The organism is Mesorhizobium sp. M0768 (assembly GCF_040320195.1).
In the GTDB taxonomy this organism is placed as follows: Bacteria; Pseudomonadota; Alphaproteobacteria; order Rhizobiales; family Rhizobiaceae; genus Mesorhizobium.
In genome coordinates this window covers 23,439-47,951 of the sequence record NZ_JAMYPD010000009.1, presented here as the reverse complement: position 1 = coordinate 47,951, position 24,513 = coordinate 23,439, and the positions used below count along the sequence as shown (strand labels likewise).

Here is a 24,513-nt window from a genome sequence, read left to right as displayed (position 1 = left end):
GAAAACGGCGCTACCATCGAGCGGACGCGACCGGGGAGGACCCATGATCATCGACAAGGCCAATGCGGCGCTGGAAGCGGTCTATACGGCCGACACGCCCGAGACGCTCGCCAAGGCCTATGCGCAATGGGCCGCGACCTATGACGGCGAAACCGCGGCGCTCGGCTATCTCCTGCCGTTCCTGATCACCGCCTGGGTGGCGCGCCATGTGCCGCCGGGCGAAGGGCCGCTGCTCGACGCCGGTTGCGGCACCGGCCTGTCGGGGCCGTCGCTCAAGGCACTCGGCTACCACGATATTGCCGGGCTCGACCTGTCGCAGGACATGCTGAAAATCGCCGGCAGCCGGCAGGCCTACAGCGAGCTGAAACAGGCGATGCTCGGCGGGCCATTGCCTTGGGCGGACGGGTATTTCCGCGCCTTTTTCTCGACCGGCGTGTTCACCATCAGCCACGCACCGGCGTCGGGCCTGCATGAACTGATACGCATCACCAGGACGGGCGGCCACGCCATCTTCACGGTCCGCGACCAGGTGTTTGAAAACGGCGGGTTCAAGGCCGTGTTTGGCGAACTGGAGCAGGCGAAAAAATGGCGGCCGGTCGAGGAGAGCCCGTGGTTCCGCTGCTATGCAATCGCCGAGCCCGACGCGCTGGTGAAGACCTTCGTGTTCAAGGTGCTGTGAAGCGCCTGCGAAGGCAGACGCGATTGCTGAAAAGCCAAAACATTGATATGAGCAGCGCCATGGAAGAGCTTTTTGGCGATCCGGCCTATAAAGGTTTCGTGCTGCAGGACAGGAAACGCCTGCCGTCGCGATTTTCCGCGCGCGTTTCCGGCGCTCTGACCAGCCGACTTCGCTAGGGCAGACTCGCCAGGCTGCTTCGCCGGGCCGACCGGCGTCCTTTTCCCTTTTTAAATCGACGGATTTACGCACATGAGCGCACCGCGCACCCTCTACGACAAGATTTTCGACGACCATGTCGTCGACCGCCAGGACGACGGCACCTGCCTGCTCTATATCGACCGCCATCTGGTCCACGAAGTCACCAGCCCGCAGGCTTTCGAAGGCCTGCGCATGACCGGCCGCAAGGTTCGGCATCCGGAAAAGACGCTGGCCGTGGTCGACCACAATGTGTCGACCTCGCCCGAGCGCAAGTTCGGCATCAAGAACGAGGAAAGCCGCATCCAGGTCGAGGCGCTGGCCAAGAACGCCAAGGATTTCGGTATCGAATATTATTCCGAGAAGGATATCCGCCAGGGCATCGTCCACATCATCGGTCCCGAGCAAGGCTTTACGCTGCCCGGCATGACCATCGTCTGCGGCGACAGCCACACCTCGACGCATGGCGCGTTCGGGGCGCTGGCGCATGGCATCGGCACCTCGGAAGTCGAGCATGTGCTGGCGACGCAGACGCTGATCCAGCGCAAGGCCAAGAACATGCTGGTGCGCGTCGACGGCGCACTGCCGGAAGGCGTCACCGCCAAGGACATCATCCTTGCCATCATCGGCGAGATAGGCACGGCCGGCGGCACCGGCTATGTCATCGAATATGCCGGCGAGGCAATCCGTGCGCTGTCGATGGAAGGCCGCATGACGATCTGCAACATGTCGATCGAAGCCGGCGCGCGCGCCGGCCTGATCGCGCCCGACGAGACCACCTTCGCCTATGTCAAGGACAAGCCGCGCGCCCCCAAGGACGAAGCCTGGGACGCCGCGCTCGCCTACTGGAAGACGCTGCAGTCCGACGAAGGCGCGCATTTCGATAAGGTGGTCGTGCTCGACGCGGCAAAGCTGCCGCCGATCGTCTCCTGGGGCTCCTCGCCCGAGGACGTGGTCTCGGTGCAAGGCATCGTGCCGAACCCGGACGACATCACTGATGAGAACAAGCGCACCTCCAAGCAGCGCGCACTCGACTATATGGGCCTGAAGCCGGGCACCAAGATCACCGATATCGAACTCGATCGCGTCTTCATCGGCTCCTGCACCAATGGCCGCATCGAGGATCTGCGCGCCGCCGCCAAGGTGATCGAGGGCAGACAAGTCAATCCGCGGGTCAGTGCGATGATCGTGCCGGGCTCCGGCCTGGTCAAGGAACAGGCAGAGGCCGAAGGCCTCGACAAGATCTTTGTCGCCGCCGGCTTTGACTGGCGTGAGCCGGGCTGCTCGATGTGCCTTGCCATGAACGACGACCGGCTGAAGCCGCATGAACGCTGCGCCTCGACCTCGAATCGCAATTTCGAGGGGCGCCAAGGCTTCAAGGGCCGGACGCATCTGGTGTCGCCGGCAATGGCCGCGGCGGCGGCGATCGCCGGCCATTTCGTCGACATCCGCGAGTGGAAATAGGGCAGGCGCGCGCAGTCGGATATGAGGAGCCCGAGCCGCAATGCGGTTCGGGCATTCTTCAGTCGGGCCGCCTGACGAATTCGTGGAATCCCTCACGGCGGCCGGGTTGGTCCTTTGCGACGACCAGCGCCAGTTGGCGCTCGTCGAAGAGTTTGAACCATTCGTCCCATTCGACCAGTTCGTAGCCGCCGGCATTGACCGGGCGTTCGGCCTCATCCTGGTCCTGGTAGGCATGCTGGCCGAAGACCAGCCTCAGCATGGGCTGCGTTCCGGCTTCGGGCGACACGTCGACGATCGCCGGAAAGCCGGCGCGTGCCGCGGCCCATGAGCGAATTGCATCGTGATCGGTCAGCATGATCGTGTCGGCCATCGGAGCGTCTCCTGGTTGCCGTCGTGAAACGCCGCTCGCCGTTCGCGGTTCCGCCCAGCGGCTTTGTCGACGCACCTGTCGTATATTCGCTTTCGCTTAACCGCTTGTTTGGGCTTCCGCTCTAAGGTCCTCCAAGGGAAGCGAGGGGAAATTACAGCGCTTGGACACCGGCCTGCTCATAGCGCTGCTCAATCCAGGCATCGCCCTCACACTCGGCGCGGCATTTCTCGTGCTGTGGTTCTATCAGCGCCACCGTCCCTATCTGGCTGTGCTGGCGGCGGGCTACTCGGCCTCGGCCGCAGGCTTCCTGCTCCAGTATTTCACGCTGCCGGTCGGCATGGCACCGACCAAGCTCATCTCGATCCTGTGCTTCACCTTTGCCACCTGCTGTCTTGCCGGCGCGGTCATTGCGCGCTATGGGCGGCGCGTGCCTTACCCGGCGGTCGGCATTCTGGCCTGCGGCGGCCTGGCCGCGTTCTCGTGGTTTCTTTTTGCCCGGCCGGATCTCACCTGGCGCATCCTTGCCATCAATTTCAGCTTCGGCGGCATCAGCCTGGTTGTCGCCGCCGAGTTGCGCGTGGTGCGCAACAACGGCCCGACAGAAATGATCCTGTTCGTGCTGTCGCTGCTTTCCGGCCTGAACTTCCTGGGGCGGACGCTTGCCGTCGTCATCGCGCATGGGCCGTTCACCAGCTATGAAGGGCTTTACTCCTCGTCCTACTGGACGACGGCTCTGCTGTCGCATGCATTGCTGTCGCTGCTTATTGCGCTTTGCCTGTTCGGCGCCGCCGCGCTCGATGTGATGAAGGCCCTGAAGACCGAAACCCTGACAGACCCGCTGTCGGGCCTGCTCAACCGCCGCGGCTTCGAGGAGCGCGCCATGCTTGTCCTGCAGCACTGTGCCACGGCGCAATTGCCGGTTGCTCTGGTGCTGTCCGATCTCGATCATTTCAAGGCGCTCAACGATCAACATGGCCACGCGGCCGGCGATCGCGTCATCGCCGATTTCGCCGCCAAGCTTCTGTCGGCTGCAGGTACGCGCGGCGTTGCCGGCCGCATCGGCGGCGAAGAGTTCGCCGTGCTTTTGCCGCTCAGCGACCTTGGCGCGGCAAGACTGTTTGCCGAAACCATTCGCACGCTCTATTCGGCGGACAGAATCGACGGGCTTCCGCCCGAGACAAGAGTGACCGCCAGCTTCGGCGTGGCCGCCCGCGCCAGCGACGAAGGGCTGGACCCGCTGATGCGCCGCGCCGACGAAGCGCTCTACAGAGCCAAAAGGAGTGGCCGCGACAGCGTATGCCTGTCCTATCAGCGGCCTGAGACGGTCGTCCTTCCCAATAGGACCAGTGCTGGCTGAGCGTCAGCGACGGCTTCGAATTAACGTCTTTTTCGCGCGTTGGTGATTTGCTGTTCGGGGGAGTGCCAAAACGCCATGGGCAGCGCTAATTTCATCCTGCTGATCAACCTGTTCGTTGCCGGGCTGCTGGCGGCGGCCTTCATGACGATCGCGGTCTATGACGCCGGCCGGGTGTCGGCACGCTGGCTGGCGTTCGGCTATGTGCTCGGCACGGCTTATTTCGCGATCGAGTTCAGCATTCCTGCCTTCGACAATGCGCGCCCCGTGGTTGTCGCCGCCTTTGCCGCCTTCCTTGGCGCTACCGTCGCCTTCAATGGCGGGCTTGCCCATAAATACCGCGTTTCGCCGCCTTGGCCGCCGATGCTGTTCTTCCTGGTCTTCGCCACCCTCGCGGTCTACTTCGTGCAGGACCTGCCACGCCAATCGTTCGTGCGAATGGCGGCCTACCAGCTTCCCTATGCGGCCATGCAGTTCACCGGGCTGGCGATCGTCTTGTCGTCCAGGCAAAGACGCGAGCGGCTCGACTATATGCTGATGGCTGTCCTTGCGGCCAGCACCTTGCAGTTCGCCAGCAAACCCTTCATCGCCCATGCGCTTGGTGGCTGGGGCGCCAACCCGCAATCTTATGCGCAGACCAGCTATGCGTTGGTGTCGCAGTCGGTCGGCACCGTGTTCGGCCTGGCGCTTGCGCTGGTGACATTGGCTATCCTGGTCCGCGACGTGCTCGCCGAGGCGACGTCGAAATCGGAAACCGACACGCTTTCGCGGCTGCTCAACCGTGGGGGCTTCGAGCGCCATGCCGAGATCGCACTGCGTGACGCCATGCGGCGCGCCGTTCCAGCGGCACTGGTCATTGCCGATCTCGACCATTTCAAGCGCATCAACGATACTTACGGCCACGCGTCGGGCGATCGGGTCATCGAGACCTTTGCCGGTTTTCTCCGCGATGCCGCGGCCGACCATCATGTCGCCGGCCGCATCGGCGGCGAGGAATTCGCGATTTTCCTGCCGGGGACCAATCTAGCCGCCGCCCGGCTCTTTGCCGAGGGTACGCGGAGCGCCTTCGGTGCCACGCCGATCGACTGCCTGCCCGCGGATCACCGCTGCAGCGCCAGCTTCGGCGTTGCCGAGCTTGGTCCGGGCGAAAGCTTTTCCGACCTGTTGCGGCGCGCCGACAAAGCGCTCTATCAGGCGAAGGGCAGCGGTCGCGATTGCGTGCGTGTCTCGGTGGGGCCGGCTGTTGCCCTGCCGGCGCCGTCAACCAAGGGCGGCGTGGCCGTCAGCGGCAGGGGCTGAGCTCCGGCATTTCGCCGTCGGAGAGGCCGTACATATAGCTGCGGCCCTTGACGAAAACCGGCGGCCTATAGCAGTCGCCGCCGCGGACATCGTCCGATTCGTTTTCGTAGATCACGTCGGGCTGGCCGGCGCTGGTGTAGTCGGACAATTCCTTGGCCAGCTTGCCCTCGCCAACGAGGATACGCTTGTAGCCGGCGGCGCTGTCGATGACGAGATTGCCGAAGGAATCGGCATAGACGCGGTCATGATGGCGCGTCCCGGCGAATGCCGGTGCGACGACGCCGACGGCGAGCGCCGCCAATAGGAACCAGGGAAGGCGCGATCCTGCTGAATTCGAATGCATGGCGTGCTGCTCCAGTTGCTGAGAGGCAAGCCTCCTCGAATCAGAAGTTAACCTTTTATTAACCTTTGTTAAGAGGGCAACCGCAGCACGGGCGAGGTCTCGGAAAATATGGTTAATACCCGATCGCCCACCGGCCATCATTCGGCCATGCCTTGTTCCCACCATCCCCAGCATCGGGCGCGACTCAAAAAGCATGAAATCCGGTGGCTTGCCGGAGCATCGCGGCGGGCTCGATGCGCGGGGAAAGCAGCATGAGATTACGCCGCACGTTTCGGATGGCGCTGGCCATTCCGCCGCTGCTGGCTGCAGCCGCCTGCGCGCCGCAGACCAGCGCGCCCAAGCTCGGCAACACGGCCGCCGCTTCCGTGTCGCTTGCTCCCGCCGCTAGTGAACCGACGGCACCGCAGCCGCGCACAGCTACTTACAACTGCGCCGACGGTAGCGTGATGACCATCGAGAATCTCGGCACGTCGGTGCGCGTCGTCGGCCAGAACGGCGCCAGCGCCGAGCTGCCGGCGTCACCGGCCAATCAGACCAGCCGTTACGGCGAGGCGCATGACGCAATCGTGATCGATGGGCGTGAGGCGCTGGTGATGAAGGGCGGTGCACCACCGCTGGCCTGCAAGCGCTGATCCGCCCCTTGCGCCAGCCATATTTTGCAGTGCGGCGACATTGTGCCGGCGCAAGGCGACAGCCCTAATCGATTGAAGCTGAAAGCCTCGCTTTCATCAGACTAAATTACGTTTTCGAAACGGTTTTCCGGCTTTGACGCGGTGCAAAAAGAGCATTAGAAACCGGCTGTCCGAAGTCGCAACCGGAAGCGGTAATGCCGCATTCCCACCTGAGGCTCCAGAGACGCCGAACTGGGGGAGCCATGAGCAAATCACCAGCCACCCGCGAATTTGCCAGGCGTGAACGGCCGCTTTCGCCGCATCTGACCGTCTATCGGCCGCCGATCACCATGACGATGTCGATCGTCCACCGCATCACCGGCGGGGCGCTCTATTTCGGCACGCTGCTGGTCGCGCTGTGGCTGATGGCGGCGGCGAGCTCGGAGGCGACCTTCAACGCCGTCAACTGGGCCTTCGGCTCGTGGCTGGGACGGCTGGTGCTGTTCGGCTACAGCTGGGCGCTGATGCACCACATGCTGGGCGGTGTGCGCCATCTTATCTGGGACACTGGGGCAGGGCTGGAAAAGCATACGGCATCGAGGATCGCCTGGGCGACGCTTGCCGGCTCGGTCGCGCTGACGCTGCTGATCTGGATCGCCGGCTACATGGCGCGGGGAGCCTGACATGAACGGCAAGAACCCCGACATGCGCACGCCGCTGGCCAAGGTCCGTGGCCTCGGTTCCGCCCGCGAGGGCACCGGCCATTTCTGGCGCCAGCGGCTGACGGCGATCTCCAACATCCCGCTGGTCCTGTTCTTCGTCGGCTTCCTGATCGCACTCAACGGCGCCAGCTATCTCGAGGTGCGCGCCGCACTTGCCAATCCGTTCGTTGCACTGGTGCTGGCGCTGGTGCTGTTGTCGGTGCTCTACCACATGCGGCTCGGCATGCAGGCGATCATCGAAGACTATGTGCATGGCGAAGGCACCAGGCTGGCGCTGCTCGCCCTCAACACATTCTTTCCCGTAGTCGTCGGCGTCGCTTCGGTCTTCGCCCTGCTTAAACTGGCATTTGGAGGCTGATTTTTTGGCCAAGGACGCGAAGAACGCCAACACGGCTTCCGCCTATAGCTATGTCGATCACAAATTCGACGTCGTGGTCGTCGGCGCTGGCGGCGCCGGCCTGCGCGCCGCGCTCGGCATGGCCGAGCAGGGCCTGCGCACCGCCTGCATCACCAAAGTGTTCCCGACGCGCTCGCATACGGTTGCGGCGCAGGGCGGCATCGCCGCCTCGCTCGCCAATATGGGTCCCGACAACTGGCAGTGGCATCTCTTCGACACCGTCAAAGGCTCAGATTGGCTGGGCGACACCGACGCTCAAGAATACATGGTGCGCGAAGCGCCGGCGGCGGTCTACGAGCTCGAGCACTACGGCGTTCCCTTCAGCCGCACCGAGGACGGGAAAATCTACCAGCGGCCGTTCGGCGGCATGATGATGAATTTCGGCGAGGGGCCGCCGGTGCAGCGCACCTGTGCGGCCGCCGACCGCACCGGCCACGCCATGCTGCACACGCTCTACGGCCAGTCGCTGAAGCACAATGCGCAGTTCTTCATCGAGTATTTCGCGCTCGACCTGATCATGGAGCCGGACGGCACCTGCACCGGCGTCGTCGCCTGGAACCTCGACGACGGCACCATCCACCGTTTTTCGGCCAAGATGGTGGTGCTGGCGACCGGCGGCTATGGCCGCGCCTATTTCTCGGCCACCTCGGCGCATACCTGCACCGGCGATGGCGGCGGCATGGCCGCACGCGCAGGCCTGGCGCTGCAGGACATGGAGTTCGTGCAGTTCCACCCGACCGGCATCTACGGCGCCGGCTGCCTGATCACCGAGGGCGCGCGCGGCGAGGGCGGCTATCTCGTCAATTCCGAGGGCGAGCGCTTCATGGAACGCTACGCGCCGTCGGCCAAGGATCTGGCTTCGCGCGACGTGGTCTCGCGCTGCATGACGCTGGAAATCCGCGAGGGCCGCGGCGTCGGCCCGAAGAAGGATCACATTTTCCTGCATCTCGACCATCTCGACCCGGCCGTTCTGCACGAGAGGCTTCCGGGTATTTCGGAATCGGCAAAGATCTTTGCCGGCGTGGACCTGACCAAGGAGCCGATCCCGGTGCTGCCGACGGTCCACTACAATATGGGCGGCGTGCCGACCAATTACTGGGGCGAGGTGCTGAACCCGACGGCGTCGAATCCGGACCAGGTGTCGCCCGGGCTGATGGCGGTCGGCGAAGCCGGCTGCGCCTCGGTGCACGGCGCCAACCGGCTTGGTTCGAACTCGCTGATCGACCTGGTGGTGTTCGGCCGCGCGGCGGCAATCCGGGCCGGCCAGGTGATCGACCGCACATCGGCGATCCCTTCGCCCAACGAGACCGCCGTCGAAAAGATAATGGACCGCTTCGACCGGCTGCGTCACGCCAACGGCTCGACGCCGACAGCGGTTTTGCGCGAAAAGATGCAGAAGGCGATGCAGGAGGACGCGGCGGTGTTCCGCACCCAGGAATCGCTGGAAAGCGGCTGCAGGCGCATTTCGCAGATCTGGGGTGAACTCGGCGACGTCAAGGTGTTCGACCGCTCGATGATCTGGAACTCCGACCTGGTCGAGACGCTGGAGCTGGAAAACCTGATGGCCAACGCCATCACCACCGTCTACGGCGCCGAGGCGCGCAAGGAAAGCCGCGGCGCGCACGCGCGGGAGGACTTTTCGGCCCGCGACGACGCCAACTGGCGCAAGCATACGCTGGCCCGGCTCAACGAGGCCGGCGAGGTGGCGCTCACCTACCGGCCGGTGCACACCGAAACGCTGCTCAAGGAAGCAGACGGCGGCATCAACCCGGCCAAGATCGCGCCGAAGGCCAGGGTGTATTGAGATGAGGCTGCTGGCGGTTGCGGGATATTCCGGCACGCCCCTTCCGGCCAAGCTCGGCCTGAAGGACGGGATGATTGCCGCTTTCGTCGCCTTGCCGGCCGAACTCGAGGATTTGGCCGAAGCCGTGGATTTTGCCGAGCTCGATCGGCTGGCCAACTGGTCGGCGATTTCGGGCGTTCATGAGAAATACGATGCCGTACATGCTTTCACCCGGCAGCGTGTCGAGATCGAGGACCGTCTTGGCGACGTCGAAGCGGCAATCAAGCGGGACGGCATGGTCTGGGTGTCATGGCCGAAGAAGGCATCGAAAGTGCCGACCGACGTCACCGAGGACGTTATCCGCACAGAGGCGCTGAAGCTCGACCTTGTCGACGTCAAGGTCGCCGCCGTGAACGAGATCTGGTCCGGGCTGAAGCTCGTCATCCGAAAGGACCTGAGGTAATGGTCGAACTCACGCTTCCGAAAAACTCGAAGATCATGGCCGGAAAAACTTGGCCGAAGCCGGAGGGCGCGACCAACCTGCGCGAATATCGCATCTACCGCTGGTCGCCGGACGATGACGAGAACCCGCGCATGGATACGTATTTCGTCGACATGGACGATTGCGGGCCGATGGTGCTCGACGCGCTGCTCTGGATCAAGAACAAGATCGATCCGACGCTGACGCTGCGCCGCTCCTGCCGCGAAGGCATTTGCGGCTCGTGCGCCATGAACATCGACGGGTCGAACACGCTGGCCTGCACCAAGGGCTGCGACGACATTTCCGGCGCGATCAAGGTCTATCCGCTACCGCACATGGCCGTGGTCAAGGACCTGGTGCCCGACCTCACCAATTTCTACGCCCAGCACGCCTCGATCGAGCCGTGGCTGAAGACGGTGTCGCCCGAGCCGGCCAAGGAATGGCTGCAGAGCCATGAGGACCGCGAAAAGCTCGACGGGCTCTACGAGTGCATATTGTGCGCCTGCTGCTCGACCTCCTGCCCGAGCTACTGGTGGAACGGCGAGCGCTATCTCGGCCCGGCGACGCTGCTGCAGGCCTATCGCTGGCTGATCGATTCCAGGGACGAGGCGACGGGCGAGCGGCTCGACAATCTCGAAGACCCGTTCCGGCTCTATCGCTGCCACACCATCATGAACTGCGCCCAGACTTGCCCCAAGGGGCTCAACCCGGCCAAGGCGATCGCCGAGATCAAGAAGATGATGGTGGAGCGACGGGTTTAGGCGGCGGGCGGGTTGCAGCCGAGATCGTCTCGTCCGCAGCGATCCTTCGCGCCCCCCTCTGTCCTGCCGGACATCTCCCCCCTTGAGGCCCCTTGAGGGGGGAGATTAGCAGCTTGGAGGACAGCGCCCTTTCTGCAGCCTTGAAAAGTGGCGAAGCGGTGATGACAGCCAATCTCCCCACTAGAGGGGGAGATGTCCGGCAGGACAGAGGGGGGCGCTGTCCCGCCGAGTTCGAAAGGATAGCAAACTTATGACCGATTCCGACCTTCCCATCCTCTCTCCCATCGAAGCCCGCGTGCTCGGCTGCCTGATCGAGAAGAAGGAGCTGACGCCGGACGTCTATCCGCTGACGCTCAATGCGGCACATGCGGCGGCCAACCAGAAGACGGCGCGCGAGCCGGTAATGTCGGTCGAGCTTGCCGAGGTCAGGCGGGCGCTTGGCCAGCTGGAGCAGAAGGGCCTCGTCAGGCAAGTGTTCGCGTCGCGCGTCGAGCGCTACGAGCATGTGGTGGCGCAGCGCTTTTCCATGACCTCGGCGCAGATCGCGCTGCTCGGCCTGTTGCTGCTGCGCGGCCCGCAGACGGCCTATGAATTGCTGGCGCGAAGCGAGCGCATGGCGCGGCTGCCGTCGATCGACGAGCTTCGCGGCAATCTCGATCTGCTGATCGGCCGCCGGCCACCGCTGGTGCAGCAGATCGATCGCGGCCCAGGCCAGCGCGAGGATCGCTACGTCCATCTGCTCAGCGGGCCGCCGCAGCTGTCGGCTGCCGCAGCACCCCTGCAGTCGTCCTCGCCGGCGTCGGATATGGAAATGCGCGTGCGGGCCCTCGAGGAGGAGGTCGCGGCATTGCGCGCCCGCCTCGACGCGCTCGTTGGCGAAAAAAGCCAATAATCATTCGAGAGGGGGCGCGAAGGATCGCCCGCTTTTCGCAGACCAGCTCTCACCCGAGCCTGGCGTCGAGCGATACTTTGATGGCGCCGAGCGCTTTCGAGACCGGGCATTCGGCCTTGGCCTTCTCGGCCAATTCCTTGAACTTGGCGGCATCGATGCCCGGTACCTTGCCGACCAGCGTGATCGCGCTGCCGGTGATGCCGGTGCCGGGGACCAGCGTTACTACGGCCTTGGCGTCGAGCTCGGCAGCCGGAGTGCCGTTCTCGGCGAGAAAATGCGAAAGCTGCATGGCGTAGCAGCCGGCATGAGCGGCGGCGATCAGCTCTTCCGGGTTTGTGCCGGATTTGCCGCTTTCATCCTCGAAACGCGTCTTGGCCGAATAGGGTGTGCCCTTCAGCACCCCGCTCTGGGTTTCGAGCGTGCCCTTGCCTTCCTTGAAACTGCCTTTCCAAACGGCGTTGGCGGTGCGGTCCATCAATTCCTCCTTGATTGTCGTGGCTGAGCCCGTGATCGGCATCCAGTCGACTATAGCGCGCGCGGGAGCGAAGGCCACCCGCGCTTTCGTATCGGCCGCAGCGTGACACATCGTGGTCAGGCAAAAAATCGCTCGGGAAAAAAATCGCGAAAAAAATATGCGTGCAAAAATGTCGACTTCCATCTGTCCCGGCCGTCCTGCGGGCGGCCATGGAATTGGTGGCCGGATGGAGGACCACATGAACAATCTGTTTTCTGCTCACTGGACAAGCACCGGCCACAGGGCCGGTGAACAGCAAGCCGACTGGTCGCGCCTGCAGCCTTCCGGCTTTGGCCGGCTGCTTGCGGCGATTGCCATCATTGGGATTGCGGTATCTCTTCTCGACTATGCTGCGGCCGGTCTCGATTCTGCGGCAGGCAAGGGCTCCGCGGAGATTTCCGTAGCCTCGTCTTCGGCTTCAAGCCAGGAATGGAGATAGAAATGAAGTATGTTTGCCTGGTCTATGGTGCAGAAAAAGATCTCTACGCAATGACCCCCGAGAGGCTGGCCAAGCTCGACGCCGATTCGATGGCCCATGACCGGTCATTGGACCAACGCGGGATGCTGATCATCGCGCAGGCGCTGCAATCGGTGAAAACGTCGAAAACCGTTCGCAGGCGCAAGGGCAAGCGGCTGGTCACCGACGGCCCCTTCGCCGAAACCAAGGAGCAGTTGCTCGGTTTCGTCATGATCGAGGCCGAGAGCCTCGACGAGGCGCTGGGGATCGCGGGCGAGATTCCGCTCGCCGAAATCGGCACGATCGAGGTGCGGGCGATCTACAAGGTGCCCGGGTCATAGAGATGTCTCGATAAGTTCCTCCGCGGAGCGGTGGCGACCAACGACTGGCGCAGGCTGTCGTTTTCTTCAATCGGCGCAACTTTTGCGTGTTGAAGCGAAGCAATACTTCTCCTATCGTCGCCCGAGATTGGGGGATCTTGGGCATGCATATATTGATTGCTGCAATCGGCCTGCTGGGGGCGGCGGCGTTCTGGTGGTACCGGCTGAAGACCATGAACGACGCGGCGCGTGAGGTTGCCGACGTGGTTGGCCGCGTCCAGGGCAACGTCCGCCGCAAGAAACTACGCAAGCAGGCGGCGCTCTCGCCGCTGACGGCGATCGACGATCCGGTCGTCGCCGCCGCGACGCTGATCACCGCCATCGTTTCCGAACATGGTCCTGTGCTGCCGCAACGCGAAGCTGCCATTCGATCGGTGATCTCGGAGATTGCCGACAAAAAACAGACCAATGAAGCGGTGATCTACGCCAAATGGGCGGCATCGCAAATCGACGACGCCACGGTGGTCATCGACAAGCTGGCACCGTTCCTGCGCGAACGGCTCGACGCGGCCGAAAGGAGCGATCTGCTGCGGATGGTCAGCCGTGCGGCGGAAGCCGGCGGTCAAAACCTGCAAATTCCCGACCAGCGCATGCTGCGGCTGCGCCAGAAGCTGGGCTTCGAGGTCAACTAAGTTCCCTGACACGGAAATTTGGCAGACCGCATGGCGATCAAGCCGAGACGCCTGATCGCTTCGTCATCCTGGGTTCTTCTCTCCGCTTCGCGTCGCTACGCCCAGGGATGACGAAGTTGGGGAAGCTTCAGGGCCTGTTTAGATCGCCTCGCCCTTCAACAGTTTCGGCGTGTCGCCGGACAGACCCGACGCCTGGCGGATGAAAAACCCCTTCAGCCGGGGCATGCGCTCGACGAGGCCGAGGCCGATGTCGCGCAAAGTGCGCAGCGGGCCGAAATCGTTGGAAAACATCCGGTTCAGCACATCGGTGGTGATGCCCATCTGCACCGTGTCGAAACGCCGCCATTGCTGGTAGCGCTCGAGCACGTCGAGCGCGCCGATGTCCTGGCCGAGCCGGTCGGCCTCGACCACCACTTCGGCCAGCGCCGCCACGTCCTTGAAGCCGAGATTGAGACCCTGGCCGGCGATCGGGTGGATGCCGTGGGCGGCGTCGCCGGCCAAGGCGATGCGCGGCGCGACGAAGGCGCGCGCAATGATCAGCCCGAGCGGCCAGGCACGCGGCTTGTCGGCGAGATGGATTTCGCCGAGTTTCAGGCCAAAGCGCTGCTCGAGCTCATATTCCAGGACCAGCGTGTCGCCACTGACCAGTTTCTCGGCATCCTGCGACCGTTCGACCCAGACGATCGACGAGCGGTTGGTGCCGTCCTTGCCCGGCTTGAGCGGCAGCGTGGCAAACGGGCCTGCGGGGAGGAAATGCTCTTCGGCGCGGCCGTTGTGCGGCCGCTCGTGCGCCACCGTGCAGACGATGCCGGACTGGCCATACTCCCATTTCACCGTCTTGATGCCGGCCATGTCGCGCAGCTTCGAATTGACGCCGTCGGCGGCAACCAGCAGCCGCGCCTTCAGCGTCGCGCCGTCGGCAAGATGCACGGTGATGCCGGCGCCGTTGATGTCGAAGGCGCTGACGGCGACGCCTTCGATGATGCCGATGCCGAGTTGTTCGGCGCGCCGGCGCAAGGCGCCGTTCAAATCCTTGTTGGCGACCATATGCGCAAAGGGTTCGCCGGGCGCGACCTCGCCGTCGAAGGTGAGGAACACCGGGCGGACCGGATCGGATGTGCGCGAATCGGTGACGATCATTTCGGTGATCGCCTGCGCCCCCGGCGCGATCTCGTTCCAGACGCCGAGCTGGTCGAGCATGCGGCACGCGGCGGCGGCAATCGCCGAGGCGCGGCCGTCCTTCTGCCAGACCCTGGCGGGTGCCGCATCGACGACGGCGACGGCGAGGCTCGGCCGCGCCTGCTTCAGCGACACGGCGGCGGCTAGGCCGACATAACCGGCGCCGGCGACCAGAACGTCGAGCGAATTCTTGCTGTCGACCATGGCAATTCCTTTCGCAGCCTGACTGTTGCCGGGCATTCCGCCCTTGACTGCCCGCTGTTCCTGTCGGAAACCGCCATGGTAATTTTGCGGCGAGGTCAAGATGACGGCAGCCATGGACGAGCTTCTCGGCATTCTCGACCTCGAGCAGCTGGAACACAACCTGTATCGTGGTCGCAGCCCCAAGCTCGATTGGCAGCGCATCTTCGGCGGCCAGACCATCGCCCAGGCGCTGGTCGCCGCGCAGCGAACGGTCGAGCCCGAGCGCCACGTGCATTCGCTGCATGGCTATTTCATGCGGCCGGGCGACACCAAGGTGCCTATCATCTACGAGGTCGACCGCATCCGTGACGGCGGCTCCTTCACCACGCGCCGCGTCGTGGCGATCCAGCACGGCCAGGCGATCTTTTCGCTGGAAGCCTCGTTCCAGCAGGATGAGGTCGGCCTGGAACATCAGGTGCCGATGCCGCAGGACGTGCCGGCGCCCGACACGTTGCTGTCGCAGCGCGAATTGCTGGGCAAGTTCGGCGAAGCGGTGCCCGACGGCATCAAGCGCTATTGGGAGCGCGACCGGCCGATCGAGATGAAGCCGGTGATGCTGAAGCATTATACCAGCCGGGAAAAGCTCGAGCCGAAGCAGAACATCTGGATCCGCACCACCGGCCCGGTGCCGGCCGACCGCGCCACGCAGGCGGCCGTGCTCGCTTACCTCTCGGATATGACGCTGCTCGACACCTCGACCTTTGCTCATGGCCGCGCTATTTTCGATCGTGATATCCAGGCAGCCAGCCTCGACCACGCCATGTGGTTCCACCGCAGCCATCCGCTCGACGACTGGATGCTATACACGCAAGACAGCCCGTCGACGCAAGGATCGCGTGGCTTTACCCGCGGCTCGCTGTTTGCCCGCGACGGCACCTTGATCGCCTCGGTTGCCCAAGAAGGACTCATCCGGCTGAAGCGGCCGCCTGCGGAGTAGGCATTTTTCGAAATTTGCCTATTTTTTAAGCATATGCACTGCCGCGCCTGTGAACAGGCAGCTGCCAGACCTTCTCGATTTCGTTGTTTAACAACAGCTTAACACCCTGCTTCGGCAATTGGCACGGAGCTTGAATCCTAGCGGGCACTCTCCGGCTCTCATGGGGATCGGCGAAGTCGTGCAAACGCGGGGACCCGCAACAGCAAAGGGTGAAACCTTATGAAGATCGTGATGGCAATCATAAAGCCGTTCAAGCTCGACGAGGTGCGCGAGGCGCTCACCGCAGTCGGCATCCAGGGCCTGACCGTCACCGAAGTAAAAGGCTACGGACGTCAGAAGGGTCACACGGAAATCTATCGCGGGGCGGAATACGCGGTCAGCTTCCTGCCGAAGATCAAGATCGAAGTCGCGGTCGCTGTCGACATGGTCGACAAGGCCGTCGAAGCCATCACCGCGGCGGCCAAGACCGGCCAGATCGGTGACGGCAAGATCTTCGTTTTCGGCATCGACCAGGCGGTGCGCATTCGCACCGGCGAAACAGACACCGACGCGCTTTGAGCTGCGGATACGCATTCCAATGGAGAGTTCAATGAATATTCCTTCCACCTTGAAGATAACGGGACGCACGGCCGTTTTAGGTTCGCTCGCTCTCGCTGCACTGGGCACGGTTGCTGCGTTCGCGCAGGAAGCGGCACCGGCTGCCCCTGCGCCCGCGCTCGACACCGGCAACACAGCCTGGATGCTGACCTCGACGGCGCTGGTGCTGATGATGACCGTACCGGGCCTGGCGCTGTTTTATGGCGGCATGGTGCGCAAAAAGAACGTGCTCGCCACCATCATGCAGAGCTTTGCCATCACCTGCCTGGTGACGGTGCTGTGGTTCATGTTCGGCTACTCGCTGGCCTTCTCGGATGGCGGCGGCATGAATGCCTATCTCGGCGGCTTCTCGAAGTTCTTCCACAACGGCATCACCACCTCCTCGCTGTGGCTGCCGGGCGTGGCGAACATTCCTGAGTTCGTCTTCTCGATGTTCCAGATGACCTTCGCCATCATCACGCCGGCGCTGATTGCCGGCGCCTTCGCCGAACGCATGAAGTTCTCGGCGCTGCTCATCTTCATGGGCGCGTGGCTGCTGGTGGTCTACGCCCCGATCGCGCACTGGGTGTGGGGCGGCGGCTTCCTCGGCACAGCCGGCGTTCTCGATTTCGCCGGCGGCACGGTCGTTCACATCAATGCCGGTGTTGCCGGCCTGGTCTGCGCGCTGGTTCTCGGCAAACGTGAAGGCTACGGCACCACCAACATGGCGCCGCACAACCTCGTCTACTCCGTCATCGGCGCTTCGCTGCTGTGGGTCGGCTGGTTCGGCTTCAACGCCGGCTCGGAACTGGCCGCCGACGGCCTTGCCGGTGCCGCGATGCTGAACACCCAGGTTGCCGCTGCCGCTGCGGCGCTCGCCTGGATGTTCGCCGAATGGATCGTCGCCAAGAAGCCGAGCGTGCTTGGCATCATCTCGGGCGCCGTCGCCGGCCTGGTCGCGGTGACGCCGGCTTCCGGTTTCGTCAATCCGACCGGCGCCTTCATCGTCGGCATCGTCGCCGGCGTGCTCTGCTACGTCTCGGCCGTCAAGCTCAAGCACGCGTTCGGCTATGACGACTCGCTCGATGCATTCGGCGTGCACGGCATCGGCGGCATCATCGGTGCATTGCTGACCGGCGTGCTCGCCGATCCGGCGATCAACAGCCTTGGCTCGGGTGCCTCTGTCGGCAAGCAGCTCTACGGTATCGTCTTCACCATCCTGTGGACGGCGATCGCGAGCTTCGTGATCCTCTATATCGTCAAGGCGCTGGTCGGCCTGCGTCCTTCCACCCAGGAAGAGGTCGAAGGCCTCGACATCAGCCAGCACGGCGAAGTGGTGCCGTGAGGTTTATTGGCTGGCACCGGCGTTTTGCCGGTGCCGGGAAGATCCCGTCGTGATGCTCCCGAAAGGGCTCACGCCTTGAGGCCCGGAAACCTTCCGGGCCTCTTTTTTGTGTGCAGGCGGCCGTTATGGCTCGATCATACAATCGCTTGATCAAGGTGGCTCGATCCGCCGGCGGCGTGAAACAGCGGCCGCAACGCTCCGAACTGTGGTGGCGGTCGCCCGTTCCGGTGACGCAGAATGCCCATGGTTAATGCGCCCTTAACCTCCCGCCGCTAGTCTGACAGCCGAATCTGCCGTGTTGCGCGTCCGCGCCCGGCCGGGCAACGACAGACGAGGAAAAGCATGCGTTCAGGGGCTTCAGCACCGCTTGCGCTGGCCGATACGGAGCACGGCATCCGGTCGTTCGCGAGGCGCCAGGTCGGGCGGCTGGTCGGTGCCGGGCTGTTTGCTCTGGTTGGTTTCGGCGTCGCCGCCCTAGCCACCTGGAACGTCGCCGATCCGAGCTTTTCGCACGCCACCGACAATATCGTCACCAATGCAATGGGTTATGCCGGCGCCGTCTTTTCCGACATTGCCATGCAGTTCTTCGGACTTGCCGCCGTTGCGGCGCTGGTGCCGGCGGTGATCTGGGGATTTCTGCTGTTTACCGCGCGCGGCGTCGACCGGCTGCCGAAACGGGCACTGGCCTGGTTCGGGTTTTCGCTGCTTGGCGCGGCAATTGCCGGCTGCGTGGTGCCGCCCAAGACCTGGCCGCTGCCGACCGGCCTCGGCGGCGTCTTCGGCGACATGGTGCTCAATGTCCCGGGCCTGGTCATCGGCGGCTATCCGACCGGCCTCGTCGCCAGCGTGCTCGCCGTGCTCCTGGCAGCGCCGGCGCTGTGGGTATTCTTGTATGGCTCGGCGCTGATTTCGCGCAAGAACGGCTTTGCCGTCCTCGAACAGCCCGCAGTGCCCGATCCGCAGGACGACCTGCTTTTCGACAATGAAGAGGACGAGGGCGACGAAGGTATATTGGCGCTTGGCGCCATCACCCACTGGTGGCTGTCGCTGCGGGCCTATCTGCGCCGCCGCGCCGCGCGCCGGCGCGAGCGCGACGATTTCGAGCCGGAGATGGAACCGCGCCCCAGCGCCTGGCGGCGGGCGGCCGAACGGGTCGAATCGGCCGAGTTCGCCGAGGCGCGGATGAGCCCGGGCGGGCGCGCCCGCGTCGAGCCGGAATTCTTCGCCGCCATGGTCAACGACCGCAGTGCCTCGATCGACCCTGACGATGCCGACGTCTTCGATAACGACGACAATGACGACGACATGGATTTCGCGCCCGAGCCGGCCGGCCAGCGCCGCGCTGCGCCAACCGCCAAGGTGCAGAACTTCCGTTCCGACGCCGCGACGCGCGTCGAGGCGCCGGCGCCGCGGCCGGCCCCCGGCGCCCGCGTCCAGCGCGAGGCGCAGACTTCGCTGATCGGCTCGGAAAAATTCGAGATGCCGTCGCTGCACTTCCTGTCGGAACCAAAGAACGTGGTGCGCGACGCCAGCCTGTCCAAGGACGCGCTGGAGCAGAACGCCCGCCTGCTTGAGGGCGTGCTGGAGGATTTCGGCGTCAAGGGCGAAATCATCCATGTGCGTCCGGGTCCGGTCGTCACGCTCTACGAGCTGGAACCGGCGCCCGGCATCAAATCGTCGCGGGTCATCGGCCTGTCCGACGACATCGCCCGCTCGATGAGCGCCATCGCCTGCCGTGTCGCCGTGGTGCCCGGCCGCAACGCGATCGGCATCGAATTGCCGAACGCCAGGCGCGAGACGGTCTATTTGCGCGAGATCATGGCCAGCCGCGATTTCGAAACCACCAAGGCCAAGCTGGCGCTGGCGCTGGGCAAGACCATCAATGGCGAGGCGGTGATCGTCGACATCGCCAAGATGCCGCACGTGTTGGTCGCCGGCACCACCGGCTCGGGCAAGTCCGTCGCCATCAACACCATGATCCTGTCGCTGCTCTACCGGCTGACGCCGGAGGACTGCCGGCTGATCATGATCGATCCAAAGATGCTGGAGCTCTCGGTCTATGACGGCATTCCGCATCTTCTGACGCCGGTCGTCACCGATCCGAAGAAGGCGGTGGTGGCGCTGAAATGGACCGTGCGGGAGATGGAGGACCGCTACCGCAAGATGTCCAAGGTCGGCGTCCGCAACATCGACGGCTTCAACGCGCGCGTGCAGCAGGCCGAGAAAAAGGGCGAAAGGATCTCGCGCACCGTGCAGACCGGCTTCGACCGCCAAACCGGCGAGGCGATCTACGAGACGGAGAACCTCGACCTCGAGCCGATGCCCTACATCGTCGTCATCATCGACGAGATGGCCGATTTGATGATGGTCGCCGGCAAGGACATCGAAGGCGCGGTGCAGCGCCTGGCGCAGATGGCGCGCGCCGCCGGCATCCATGTCATCATGGCGACGCAGCGGCCGTCGGTCGACGTCATCACCGGCACCATCAAGGCGAATTTCCCGACCCGCATCTCCTTCCAGGTGACATCGAAGATCGACAGCCGCACCATCCTGGGCGAGCAGGGCGCCGAACAGCTGCTCGGCATGGGCGACATGCTCTACATGGCCGGCGGCGGCCGCATCCAGCGCGTGCACGGTCCCTTCGTCTCCGACGACGAGGTGGAGAAGATTGTCGCGCATCTGAAATTGCAGGGCGTGCCGGAATATCTCGACGCCATCACCGAGGACGACGACAAGGATGACGATGAGCCGACGGGCAAAGGCAGTGGCGGCGGCGACGGCGGTAATTTCGAGGATTCCGACGATCCCTACGACCAGGCGGTCGCGGTGGTGCTGCGCGACGGCAAGGCCTCGACCAGCTACATCCAGCGCCGGCTCGGCATCGGCTACAATCGCGCCGCCTCGATCATCGAGAAGATGGAGAAGGAAGGCATTGTCGGCCCGGCCAACCATGCCGGAAAACGCGAAATCCTGGTGCCGACGGAGGACGACAAGTTCTAGAGCGCGTCCGCGCCGGCAACTTTGAACCTTTTGGCGCGTTGCAACGACGGGCGCCGTGCGGCCGCCAAACTTAAGCCCAACTGGGGGGCCAGACCAATATAACGAGCAAGCAATCAGATGATGGTGACCGGCATGAAAAACGCAACTCTCGCCCCAAGCAGGGATTTCGCCCCAACCCGCCGGCAGGTCCTCGGCCTCGGCCTGGTCCTGGCCGGTGCGGCGGCCGCCAACCTCGTGCCCGGCGTCCAGTTGCTGGCGTCGGCGCAAGCAGCGGTTCCGGCGACGGCGCAGAAGATCGCCGATCATTTCTCCTCGGTCAAATCGATGAGCGGCGAGTTCGTGCAGTTCGGACCCAAGGGCGAGCAGACCGGCGGCAAGTTCTTTCTGGAACGGCCGGGCAAGATCCGCTTCAATTACGACGGCGCCTCGAATTTCAGGGTGATTTCCGACGGCAAGTCGGTGGTCATCCTCAACAAGAAGCTGCGGACCTCCGACCTCTATCCGCTGTCGAAGACGCCGCTGAAGCTGCTGCTCGACGACAAGATCGATCTGTCCGGCGGGCGCGTCAGAAGCGTCAAGGAAGAGGACGATCTCACCACCATCCAGCTTGCCGACAAATCGGTGTTCGGCAATTCGAAGATCACCATGATGTTCGATCCGAAATCTTATGAATTGCGGCAGTGGACCATCACCGATGCGCAAGGCAAGGACACGACGGTGATGATCTTCAACACCAAGGAGGGCGTCAGCTTCGCCCCCGACACCTTCGCCATCGACTATACGGCGAACCGCGAGCTGAACACCAAGACGCGGTAACTTCTACCGTTGGAGGCCTTCCGCGCTGGTGCCGGCGGCTTGTTTTTGCGATGCGCGGCTGGCAGTAGTTTCCGCGATTGACTTCCGTCGGAGGACATCCGGCGGATCTCGCGTTATCCGGAACCCACATGCCGTTTTCCGTCGCTACCTGGAACATCAACTCCGTCCGGCTGCGCATGCCGATCGTCGAGCGCCTGCTGGTCGAGCAGGCGCCGGACGTGCTCTGCCTGCAGGAAACCAAGGTTCCGGACGAATTGTTTCCGGAGAAGGCGTTCCGCAAGCTCGGCTACGAGCACATCGCCTTCCATGGCCAGAAGGGCTATCACGGCGTTGCCACCATAGCGCGGCGGCCGATCGAGGTGGTCGAAAAGCGCCGCTTCTGCGAGATCGACGACAGCCGGCATCTGTCGGTCACCGTCAACGCCGGCGGCAAAACGATCCTGCTGCACAATTTCTACGTTCCGGCCGGCGGCGACGAGCCCGACCCGGCCGTCAACCGCAAGTTCAAGCACAAGCTCGATTTCGTTGCCGAGATGAACGCCGTGCGGGCCGAGCATGACGAGCACTCCGGCTCGATCCTGGTCGGCGACCTCAACATCGCGCCGCTCGAGCACGATGTCTGGTCGCACAAGCAGCTCCTCAATGTCGTCAGCCATACGCCGGTCGAGACGGAAAACTTCGAGGCAATGCGGCTCGCCGGCGACTGGATCGACCTGATGCGGCTCAATGTGCCTTACGAGGAGAAACTCTACACCTGGTGGAGCTATCGCGCCCAGGATTGGCAGGCCTCAAATCGCGGCCGCCGCCTCGACCATGTCTGGTCGTCGCCAAACCTGGTGCCGCATTTTGCCGGCTATGAAATCCTGCGGCCGGCGCGCGGCTGGGAACGGCCCTCGGACCATGTGCCGGTGATCGGGCGTTTCAACCTGGATTAGCTTTGTCTCGCCTCAGCGAAACCTGAAGCTATCCGCGATGTAGTCGGGACGGGCGTTCAGCGTGGCGAAAACGTCCTCCAGGTCAGGCGCCCCCGCCAATATGCCCGACAGGACCAGCGTCGTCGCGACACCGACGCCGTTGCCGCCGGCGATGTCGTGCTCGACGCTGTCGCCGACGCAGACCACGCTGTCGCGCTCCGGGTGGCCCGCCAGTGCCAGCGCTGCCTCGAATATCTGCGGATTGGGCTTGCCAATGCGCACCACGCTGCCGCCGAGGCTCTCATAGAGATCGGCGAGCCGGCCGGCGCCGAAGCGAGGGCCGACGGCAGTCAGCATGATCTTGTCGGGATTGGTGCAGAAGCATGGCACCCGCCGCGCCGCCGCCGGACCAAGAAGCCGGCGATAATGGTCGAGGTCGTAGCGATCGCCCTCGCTGGCGGAAATCAGCACCAGTTCGGCATCGTCGCCGTCCTTGGCCAGGACGAAGGGCAGGCCGTCGACAGCCGAACGGTCATTGTCGCGGCGGATCAGCAGGCATTTTGTCTGCGGGCGCAGGGCTCCGGAGGCTGCCATTTGGTGGAAGGAGCGCCACGCCACCTCGCCGGAGGAGACAAAGTGGTCCCAGCTTCCCGGTTCGAAGCCGAGCTTCAGCAGGCGGTGCTCATTGGGTTGCGCCCGCTTGCCGGAATTCGAGATCAGTACGATGGTCTTGCCGGCGCGCTTGAGTGCCGACAACGCTTCGACAGCACCTGGATAGGCGCTGGTGCCGTCGTGCAGCACACCAAATTGGTCGAGCAGGAACACCTGATAGCGGTCGGTCAGCGCGGCGATGCCGTCGAGGTGTTGAATTGCCTTGGCCGTCATAAAAGCCCCGCTGCGCTTGCGCCCATCAGCGCCAGCCGCGCCGTGCCGGCAGCGGCCTCCTCCGAAAGAGCCGGCACGAGAGCGACGCCAAGCTTGCGCTGCCGGATCGCTGTCCAGGCCGGATTGGCCGCACCGCCGCCGACGCTCCTGACCGATGTCAGCCGGGGGGCGCCGAGTTCGGCAAGCCGGCGATAGCCGAGCGCTTCGATCGCCGCAATACCCTCGAACATCGCTTTCAGATAGTCGGCATCGTCGGCGGGCCGCGGCTCGAGGCACGGCGACAGCGCCGGATCGGCTATGGGGAAGCGTTCGCCTGGCGCTGGCAGCGGGTAATAATCGAGGCCGGTCTTCGTCGCCGGGTCGATTTTTTTGCTGAGTTCGACAATGCGGGCGACGGGGAAATGCTGGGCCAGCACCTTGCCGCCGGAGTTCGAGGCGCCGCCCGCCAGATAGATGTCTCCCAGCCGATGGCTGTAGATGCCGAATTGCGGCGCCGAGATCGGCCGGTCGCAGAGGATCTTGATGGTCAGCGACGAGCCGAGCGCGGTGACGCCGTCGCCCGCGGCACTCGCGCCGGTCGCCAGGAACGACGCACAGCCATCGGTGGTGCCGGCGACCACGGCCACGTCACGCGGCAGGCCGAACATTTTCGCGGCGCTGGCGGTGAGCGTGCCCGTGACACCGCCCGGCCGCACGACGCGGGGCAGGAATTCCATGCGCATGCCGGTCGCCGCGATCCAGTCCGGCCAGCGCCGGGCCTCGACGTCGTAGCCGGTCTTCAGGGCGTTGTTCTCGTCGCTGACATCGAAGCGGCCGGAAAACTGTCCGGCGATCCAGTCTGCCTGGTGCAGCACAGTGGCGACGCCGGGCAGGTGCTGGAAAGACAGCGCCTTGGCGAGACCGGAGGTCGCCCCGAGTGCAGCGCTCGTTGCCGGTGCCGCGCCGGCTATTGCTGTCAGGAGAGTGTCGTCAGCGACCTTGTCGTTGTACATCAGCGGTTCGGCCAGCGGCCGCCCGGCGCCGTCGACCGGCAGCAGCGTGCCCGACGTACCGTCGACGGCGATCGAGCGCACTGCCGCGCGATCGATACATTTGAGCAGTTCCGCCAACGTCGCGCCGACCGCCTCCCACCATATTGCGGGGTCACGGCCGTTCGGCCCAAATCGCTCGAGGGCAATAGCGGAATGCGCGGCAACGGAAAAATCCGGACGCATGGCGACGGCGCGCGCGCCGGATGTGCCGATGTCGATGCCGATGGCAAGCGGACCAGACGAACGCGGCATG

Annotated in this window: 26 protein-coding genes; 20 read left to right on the top strand and 6 right to left on the bottom strand. The window is 64.1% G+C overall.

What is annotated here, in order from left to right; all coding sequences use genetic code 11:
- The first annotated feature begins 43 nt into the window (after positions 1-43).
- Together NKI08_RS14330 and leuC are read left to right on the top strand one after the other, a co-directional pair.
- Positions 44-679, top strand: a complete 636-nt coding sequence (locus NKI08_RS14330) for a class I SAM-dependent DNA methyltransferase (RefSeq protein ID WP_352770250.1) — start codon at positions 44-46, stop codon at positions 677-679.
- Positions 680-928: 249 nt separating this feature from the next.
- Positions 929-2,338 (top strand): 3-isopropylmalate dehydratase large subunit, encoded by a 1,410-nt coding sequence (leuC, locus tag NKI08_RS14325; RefSeq protein ID WP_352770247.1) that lies wholly within the window; start codon positions 929-931, stop codon positions 2,336-2,338.
- A gap of 58 nt (positions 2,339-2,396) precedes the next feature.
- Here the strand turns inward: leuC and NKI08_RS14320 are convergent, their stop codons facing one another.
- Positions 2,397-2,708, bottom strand: coding sequence for a hypothetical protein (locus NKI08_RS14320; protein WP_023679773.1), 312 nt, complete (start codon positions 2,706-2,708; stop codon positions 2,397-2,399).
- Between the two features lie 160 nt (positions 2,709-2,868).
- Here NKI08_RS14320 and NKI08_RS14315 point away from each other — a divergent pair, with 160 nt between their 5' ends.
- On the top strand, positions 2,869-4,065 hold the full coding sequence (locus NKI08_RS14315) for a GGDEF domain-containing protein (protein ID WP_352770244.1): 1,197 nt from the start codon (positions 2,869-2,871) through the stop codon (positions 4,063-4,065).
- Between the two features lie 75 nt (positions 4,066-4,140).
- Positions 4,141-5,361, top strand: coding sequence for a GGDEF domain-containing protein (locus tag NKI08_RS14310; RefSeq protein ID WP_352470793.1), 1,221 nt, complete (start codon positions 4,141-4,143; stop codon positions 5,359-5,361).
- Here the strand turns inward: NKI08_RS14310 and NKI08_RS14305 are convergent.
- Positions 5,345-5,704: a hypothetical protein gene (locus tag NKI08_RS14305; RefSeq protein WP_352450158.1), complete on the bottom strand. Its 360-nt coding sequence runs from the start codon at positions 5,702-5,704 to the stop codon at positions 5,345-5,347. The genes NKI08_RS14310 and NKI08_RS14305 overlap by 17 nt on opposite strands.
- Before the next feature lie 251 nt (positions 5,705-5,955).
- Here NKI08_RS14305 and NKI08_RS14300 point away from each other — a divergent pair, with 251 nt between their 5' ends.
- The 7 genes from NKI08_RS14300 (at position 5,956) to NKI08_RS14270 (ending at position 11,351) form a co-directional block, all read left to right on the top strand.
- Positions 5,956-6,336 (top strand): hypothetical protein, encoded by a 381-nt coding sequence (locus NKI08_RS14300; RefSeq protein ID WP_352770239.1) that lies wholly within the window; start codon positions 5,956-5,958, stop codon positions 6,334-6,336.
- Between the two features lie 242 nt (positions 6,337-6,578).
- Complete coding sequence (gene sdhC, locus NKI08_RS14295) at positions 6,579-6,998, top strand: succinate dehydrogenase, cytochrome b556 subunit (RefSeq protein ID WP_352770237.1); 420 nt, start codon at positions 6,579-6,581, stop codon at positions 6,996-6,998.
- Position 6,999: 1 nt separating this feature from the next.
- Positions 7,000-7,395 carry a succinate dehydrogenase, hydrophobic membrane anchor protein gene (gene sdhD, locus NKI08_RS14290; protein WP_023679767.1) on the top strand — a complete coding sequence of 132 codons (396 nt, stop codon included), beginning with the start codon at positions 7,000-7,002 and terminating at the stop codon, positions 7,393-7,395.
- Positions 7,396-7,399: 4 nt separating this feature from the next.
- Positions 7,400-9,238, top strand: coding sequence for a succinate dehydrogenase flavoprotein subunit (gene sdhA / locus NKI08_RS14285; protein ID WP_352470791.1), 1,839 nt, complete (start codon positions 7,400-7,402; stop codon positions 9,236-9,238).
- Between the two features lies 1 nt (position 9,239).
- Positions 9,240-9,680: a DUF3052 family protein gene (locus tag NKI08_RS14280; RefSeq protein ID WP_352470790.1), complete on the top strand. Its 441-nt coding sequence runs from the start codon at positions 9,240-9,242 to the stop codon at positions 9,678-9,680.
- Positions 9,680-10,459 carry a succinate dehydrogenase iron-sulfur subunit gene (locus tag NKI08_RS14275; RefSeq protein ID WP_292663232.1) on the top strand — a complete coding sequence of 260 codons (780 nt, stop codon included), beginning with the start codon at positions 9,680-9,682 and terminating at the stop codon, positions 10,457-10,459. Before NKI08_RS14280 ends, NKI08_RS14275 begins: the two co-directional genes overlap by 1 nt.
- 250 nt (positions 10,460-10,709) lie before the next feature.
- Positions 10,710-11,351, top strand: a complete 642-nt coding sequence (locus tag NKI08_RS14270; RefSeq protein WP_352770231.1) for a YceH family protein — start codon at positions 10,710-10,712, stop codon at positions 11,349-11,351.
- A gap of 49 nt (positions 11,352-11,400) precedes the next feature.
- Here NKI08_RS14270 and NKI08_RS14265 read toward each other — a convergent pair whose 3' ends face one another.
- A complete protein-coding gene (locus NKI08_RS14265; RefSeq protein ID WP_352470788.1) occupies positions 11,401-11,826 on the bottom strand; it encodes an OsmC family protein in 426 nt (141 codons plus the stop codon).
- Between the two features lie 112 nt (positions 11,827-11,938).
- Here NKI08_RS14265 and NKI08_RS14260 point away from each other — a divergent pair, with 112 nt between their 5' ends.
- The 3 genes from NKI08_RS14260 to NKI08_RS14250 all read left to right on the top strand — a co-directional run bounded on the left by NKI08_RS14260 (position 11,939) and on the right by NKI08_RS14250 (position 13,334).
- The gene (locus tag NKI08_RS14260) at positions 11,939-12,304 is read left to right on the top strand and encodes a hypothetical protein (protein ID WP_352770228.1); all 366 of its coding nucleotides are present in this window, start codon (positions 11,939-11,941) and stop codon (positions 12,302-12,304) included.
- A 2-nt stretch (positions 12,305-12,306) separates the two neighbouring features.
- The gene (locus tag NKI08_RS14255; RefSeq protein ID WP_352770226.1) at positions 12,307-12,663 is read left to right on the top strand and encodes a YciI family protein; all 357 of its coding nucleotides are present in this window, start codon (positions 12,307-12,309) and stop codon (positions 12,661-12,663) included.
- Positions 12,664-12,806: 143 nt separating this feature from the next.
- The gene (locus tag NKI08_RS14250; protein WP_352770223.1) at positions 12,807-13,334 is read left to right on the top strand and encodes a hypothetical protein; all 528 of its coding nucleotides are present in this window, start codon (positions 12,807-12,809) and stop codon (positions 13,332-13,334) included.
- Positions 13,335-13,472: 138 nt separating this feature from the next.
- Here NKI08_RS14250 and NKI08_RS14245 read toward each other — a convergent pair whose 3' ends face one another.
- Positions 13,473-14,717: a ubiquinone biosynthesis hydroxylase gene (locus NKI08_RS14245; RefSeq protein WP_352708011.1), complete on the bottom strand. Its 1,245-nt coding sequence runs from the start codon at positions 14,715-14,717 to the stop codon at positions 13,473-13,475.
- Positions 14,718-14,817: 100 nt separating this feature from the next.
- On the opposite strand from NKI08_RS14245, the gene tesB reads away from it, so the two are divergent.
- The 6 genes from tesB (at position 14,818) to NKI08_RS14215 (ending at position 22,365) form a co-directional block, all read left to right on the top strand.
- On the top strand, positions 14,818-15,693 hold the full coding sequence (tesB, locus tag NKI08_RS14240) for an acyl-CoA thioesterase II (protein ID WP_031212697.1): 876 nt from the start codon (positions 14,818-14,820) through the stop codon (positions 15,691-15,693).
- A gap of 219 nt (positions 15,694-15,912) precedes the next feature.
- Positions 15,913-16,251 carry a P-II family nitrogen regulator gene (locus NKI08_RS14235; RefSeq protein ID WP_023679755.1) on the top strand — a complete coding sequence of 113 codons (339 nt, stop codon included), beginning with the start codon at positions 15,913-15,915 and terminating at the stop codon, positions 16,249-16,251.
- 49 nt (positions 16,252-16,300) lie between these two features.
- The gene (locus tag NKI08_RS14230) at positions 16,301-17,614 is read left to right on the top strand and encodes an ammonium transporter (RefSeq protein ID WP_352770457.1); all 1,314 of its coding nucleotides are present in this window, start codon (positions 16,301-16,303) and stop codon (positions 17,612-17,614) included.
- Between the two features lie 342 nt (positions 17,615-17,956).
- Positions 17,957-20,614 carry an FtsK/SpoIIIE family DNA translocase gene (locus tag NKI08_RS14225; protein ID WP_352770220.1) on the top strand — a complete coding sequence of 886 codons (2,658 nt, stop codon included), beginning with the start codon at positions 17,957-17,959 and terminating at the stop codon, positions 20,612-20,614.
- Positions 20,615-20,746: 132 nt separating this feature from the next.
- On the top strand, positions 20,747-21,430 hold the full coding sequence (locus tag NKI08_RS14220; protein WP_352470783.1) for an outer membrane lipoprotein carrier protein LolA: 684 nt from the start codon (positions 20,747-20,749) through the stop codon (positions 21,428-21,430).
- A gap of 128 nt (positions 21,431-21,558) precedes the next feature.
- Positions 21,559-22,365, top strand: coding sequence for an exodeoxyribonuclease III (locus NKI08_RS14215; RefSeq protein WP_352450145.1), 807 nt, complete (start codon positions 21,559-21,561; stop codon positions 22,363-22,365).
- A 12-nt stretch (positions 22,366-22,377) separates the two neighbouring features.
- On the opposite strand, the gene NKI08_RS14210 is transcribed toward NKI08_RS14215, so the two are convergent.
- Positions 22,378-23,229: a TIGR01459 family HAD-type hydrolase gene (locus tag NKI08_RS14210; RefSeq protein ID WP_352770217.1), complete on the bottom strand. Its 852-nt coding sequence runs from the start codon at positions 23,227-23,229 to the stop codon at positions 22,378-22,380.
- Entirely contained in the window at positions 23,226-24,512 is a 1,287-nt protein-coding gene (locus tag NKI08_RS14205) for an FGGY-family carbohydrate kinase (protein ID WP_352770214.1), read from the bottom strand. Before NKI08_RS14205 ends, NKI08_RS14210 begins: the two co-directional genes overlap by 4 nt.
- Position 24,513: the final 1 nt, after the last annotated feature.

Excerpts from the sequence above, each read along its gene's own strand:
- NKI08_RS14310 (WP_352470793.1), top strand. The coding sequence starts at position 4,141 with ATGGGCAGCGCTAATTTCATCCTGCTGATCAACCTGTTCGTTGCCGGG.
- sdhD (WP_023679767.1), top strand. The coding sequence starts at position 7,000 with ATGAACGGCAAGAACCCCGACATGCGCACGCCGCTGGCCAAGGTCCGT.
- NKI08_RS14300 (WP_352770239.1), top strand. The coding sequence starts at position 5,956 with ATGAGATTACGCCGCACGTTTCGGATGGCGCTGGCCATTCCGCCGCTG.
- NKI08_RS14225 (WP_352770220.1), top strand. The coding sequence starts at position 17,957 with ATGCGTTCAGGGGCTTCAGCACCGCTTGCGCTGGCCGATACGGAGCAC.
- NKI08_RS14220 (WP_352470783.1), top strand. The coding sequence starts at position 20,747 with ATGAAAAACGCAACTCTCGCCCCAAGCAGGGATTTCGCCCCAACCCGC.
- NKI08_RS14235 (WP_023679755.1), top strand. The coding sequence starts at position 15,913 with ATGAAGATCGTGATGGCAATCATAAAGCCGTTCAAGCTCGACGAGGTG.
- NKI08_RS14250 (WP_352770223.1), top strand. The coding sequence starts at position 12,807 with ATGCATATATTGATTGCTGCAATCGGCCTGCTGGGGGCGGCGGCGTTC.
- NKI08_RS14280 (WP_352470790.1), top strand. The coding sequence starts at position 9,240 with ATGAGGCTGCTGGCGGTTGCGGGATATTCCGGCACGCCCCTTCCGGCC.
- NKI08_RS14270 (WP_352770231.1), top strand. The coding sequence starts at position 10,710 with ATGACCGATTCCGACCTTCCCATCCTCTCTCCCATCGAAGCCCGCGTG.
- NKI08_RS14215 (WP_352450145.1), top strand. The coding sequence starts at position 21,559 with ATGCCGTTTTCCGTCGCTACCTGGAACATCAACTCCGTCCGGCTGCGC.
- NKI08_RS14265 (WP_352470788.1), bottom strand. The coding sequence starts at position 11,826 with ATGGACCGCACCGCCAACGCCGTTTGGAAAGGCAGTTTCAAGGAAGGC.
- NKI08_RS14245 (WP_352708011.1), bottom strand. The coding sequence starts at position 14,717 with ATGGTCGACAGCAAGAATTCGCTCGACGTTCTGGTCGCCGGCGCCGGT.
- NKI08_RS14210 (WP_352770217.1), bottom strand. The coding sequence starts at position 23,229 with ATGACGGCCAAGGCAATTCAACACCTCGACGGCATCGCCGCGCTGACC.
- NKI08_RS14255 (WP_352770226.1), top strand. The coding sequence starts at position 12,307 with ATGAAGTATGTTTGCCTGGTCTATGGTGCAGAAAAAGATCTCTACGCA.
- NKI08_RS14305 (WP_352450158.1), bottom strand. The coding sequence starts at position 5,704 with ATGCATTCGAATTCAGCAGGATCGCGCCTTCCCTGGTTCCTATTGGCG.
- NKI08_RS14205 (WP_352770214.1), bottom strand. The coding sequence starts at position 24,512 with ATGCCGCGTTCGTCTGGTCCGCTTGCCATCGGCATCGACATCGGCACA.
- leuC (WP_352770247.1), top strand. The coding sequence starts at position 929 with ATGAGCGCACCGCGCACCCTCTACGACAAGATTTTCGACGACCATGTC.
- NKI08_RS14320 (WP_023679773.1), bottom strand. The coding sequence starts at position 2,708 with ATGGCCGACACGATCATGCTGACCGATCACGATGCAATTCGCTCATGG.
- NKI08_RS14330 (WP_352770250.1), top strand. The coding sequence starts at position 44 with ATGATCATCGACAAGGCCAATGCGGCGCTGGAAGCGGTCTATACGGCC.
- NKI08_RS14275 (WP_292663232.1), top strand. The coding sequence starts at position 9,680 with ATGGTCGAACTCACGCTTCCGAAAAACTCGAAGATCATGGCCGGAAAA.
- sdhC (WP_352770237.1), top strand. The coding sequence starts at position 6,579 with ATGAGCAAATCACCAGCCACCCGCGAATTTGCCAGGCGTGAACGGCCG.
- tesB (WP_031212697.1), top strand. The coding sequence starts at position 14,818 with ATGACGGCAGCCATGGACGAGCTTCTCGGCATTCTCGACCTCGAGCAG.